Annotated in this window: 4 protein-coding genes and 1 pseudogene; 4 read left to right on the forward strand and 1 reads right to left on the reverse strand. The window is 65.1% G+C overall.

The genetic code is table 11. From position 1 onward, the window contains the following. Positions 1-321, reverse strand: a pseudogene (locus MOV61_RS29640) (MFS transporter); the annotation flags it as partial. Positions 322-427: 106 nt separating this feature from the next. Here MOV61_RS29640 and MOV61_RS29645 point away from each other — a divergent pair. The 4 genes from MOV61_RS29645 to MOV61_RS29660 form a co-directional block, all read left to right on the forward strand. Further along, a complete protein-coding gene (locus MOV61_RS29645; RefSeq protein ID WP_247139139.1) occupies positions 428-835 on the forward strand; it encodes a phage major tail protein, TP901-1 family in 408 nt (135 codons plus the stop codon). Further along, entirely contained in the window at positions 835-1,182 is a 348-nt protein-coding gene (locus tag MOV61_RS29650) for a gene transfer agent family protein (protein WP_247139142.1), read from the forward strand. Before MOV61_RS29645 ends, MOV61_RS29650 begins: the two co-directional genes overlap by 1 nt. Beyond that, positions 1,179-1,433, forward strand: coding sequence for a rcc01693 family protein (locus tag MOV61_RS29655; RefSeq protein ID WP_309493882.1), 255 nt, complete (start codon positions 1,179-1,181; stop codon positions 1,431-1,433). Before MOV61_RS29650 ends, MOV61_RS29655 begins: the two co-directional genes overlap by 4 nt. A 242-nt stretch (positions 1,434-1,675) precedes the next feature. Then, the coding region (locus MOV61_RS29660) for a phage tail tape measure protein (protein WP_247139141.1) at positions 1,676-2,034 on the forward strand (359 nt) is incomplete at its 3' end.

Genomic DNA, 2,034 nt, shown 5'->3' on the forward strand with positions numbered 1-2,034 from the left:
CCAGGCGAGACCGTAGACCAGGATCTCATGGGCGCTCGCGAGCAGCAGCAGGCCGATGGCGAAGATGACGGACGCGCCGGCCATGACTTTTGCGGCACCATGGCGGCCGAGCAGCCGCCCGGTCGCGGGACCGGTAAGCGCACTGACCAGCATCATGATCGACAGGCCGAAGAACACGACCTCGTTCGGAAGGTCAAGTTCCGGCGCGACGATGCGGCCCATGACACCGAGCATGTCGAAGGTCGTGCCCCAGGAGATGATCTGGGTGACGGCCAGCACGGCGATCGTCTGCGCCGAGCGCAGCGGGAGGATTTTGGGCATGGCGGCGGGAGGCATTCGCGAAAGGGATGGTTGAGCGCCCGATGCTCTAGCACCGCTTTTTACGGTGCGGAAGCGACAAACGGACAACAGCGGAAAGGACTTCCACATGGTGGCGCAGAAGGGCAAGGACCTGCTCTTGAAGATCGACAATGACGGCGCGTTCTTGACGGTGGCGGGGCTGCGCTCGAAGCGCCTCGCCTTCAATGCCGAGACCGTCGACATCACCGATGCCGAAAGCGCCGGGCGCTGGCGTGAGCTTTTGGGTGGCGCCGGCGTGCAGCGCGCTTCGCTGACCGGAGCCGGTATTTTCAAGGATCAGGAAAGCGATGCGCTGGTGCGGACGGCGTTCTTCGGCGGCAGCATATTTGCCTGGCAGATCCTGATCCCGGCCTTCGGCACCGTGACCGGGCCGTTCCAGGTGACGGCGCTCGAATATTCCGGCGAGCACAATGGCGAGATCCGCTTTGAACTGGCGCTGGAATCGGCCGGCAGCCTGACCTTCGGAGTGCTGTGATGGCGGGCGGACACGCGAATCGCAGGCGCGGCGAGATCGAGACGGTGATCGGCGGCGAGCGCCGCATTCTTTGCCTGACGCTTGGCGCGCTGGCGGAGCTGGAAACGGCATTTGCAGCCGGCGACCTCAACGGGCTGGCGGACCGGTTTTCCTCCGGGCGGCTGAAGGCGGCGGACATGATCCGTCTGATCGGTGCCGGCCTGCGCGGCGGCGGCAATCTCTTCTCCGACGATGAGGTGGCGGCGATGAGCATCGAGGGCGGAATTTTAGCCTATGCGCAGATTGTCGGGGATCTGCTGGCCGCGACGTTTGCGGAGCCGGGCGGGAAGGCCACGGCAAACCCTTGAGGGCCGCAGCGGGAATCGGAGCGATCGCAATAGGGGTTCCCGACACTGCGATCGAAGAGGCGAGGCTTGAGCCGTTTCCTTGGGGAACGGTGATGCATGCCGGCCTCTGCCTGCTGCGGCTTCCGCCGAGGGATTTCTGGGCGCTGACGCCCGTCGAATTTTTTGCCATGACCGGCGGGATAAGGGGGCGTGGCGCAGGAATCGAGAGAGCGGGGTTGGACGCGCTGATGCGGGCGTTTCCGGATGAGTGAGTCTGCCGCTCGTCTTGTTTCTGTCAGTTGGCGTTGCGTCCAAAATTGCCCCTCACCCTAACCCTCTCCCCGTTTTGACGGGGAGAGGGGACGTGCCTTGCGTGTTGCCCGTGATTGGGCAAGGTCGGCGCGACTTGCGCCCTTCTCCCCGTGAAAACGGGGAGAAGGTGGCGGCAGCCGGATGAGGGGCGGATCTTGAGAGATTTCTATGAAGGGCAGGGGCGACGAAACAGGAGTTCACCATGGAAGACGACAATAGTTTGGCCGGCACCCTGTCCGGTGCGGAGGCGCTGACCGGCGTGATGGCGGATCTCGAAGTCCGCTCGCAGCGCTTCGGGGCCGCACTGACCGGGGCCCTCAGATCCGCGACGACGGGCGGGCGCGGGCTCGAGGACGTACTCAAGGGGCTCGGCAACCGGCTTTCGGATATCGCGCTGGCGGCCGGGTTGAAGCCGCTCGAAAACATGCTGGGCAATGCGATCGGCGGACTGGTGGGGTCTGTGACGCCGTTTGCCGACGGCGGTGTCGTGCGTTCCCCGAGCTTCTTCCCGATGGGCGGCGATATGGGCCTGATGGGCGAGGCCGGCGCGGAAGCGATCCT

Source organism: Neorhizobium sp. BETTINA12A, assembly GCF_023006485.1.
In the GTDB taxonomy this organism is placed as follows: Bacteria; Pseudomonadota; Alphaproteobacteria; order Rhizobiales; family Rhizobiaceae; genus Neorhizobium.

Coding starts and splice junctions, on each gene's coding strand:
- MOV61_RS29645 (WP_247139139.1), top strand. CDS start 428: ATGGTGGCGCAGAAGGGCAAGGACCTGCTCTTGAAGATCGACAATGAC.
- MOV61_RS29650 (WP_247139142.1), top strand. CDS start 835: ATGGCGGGCGGACACGCGAATCGCAGGCGCGGCGAGATCGAGACGGTG.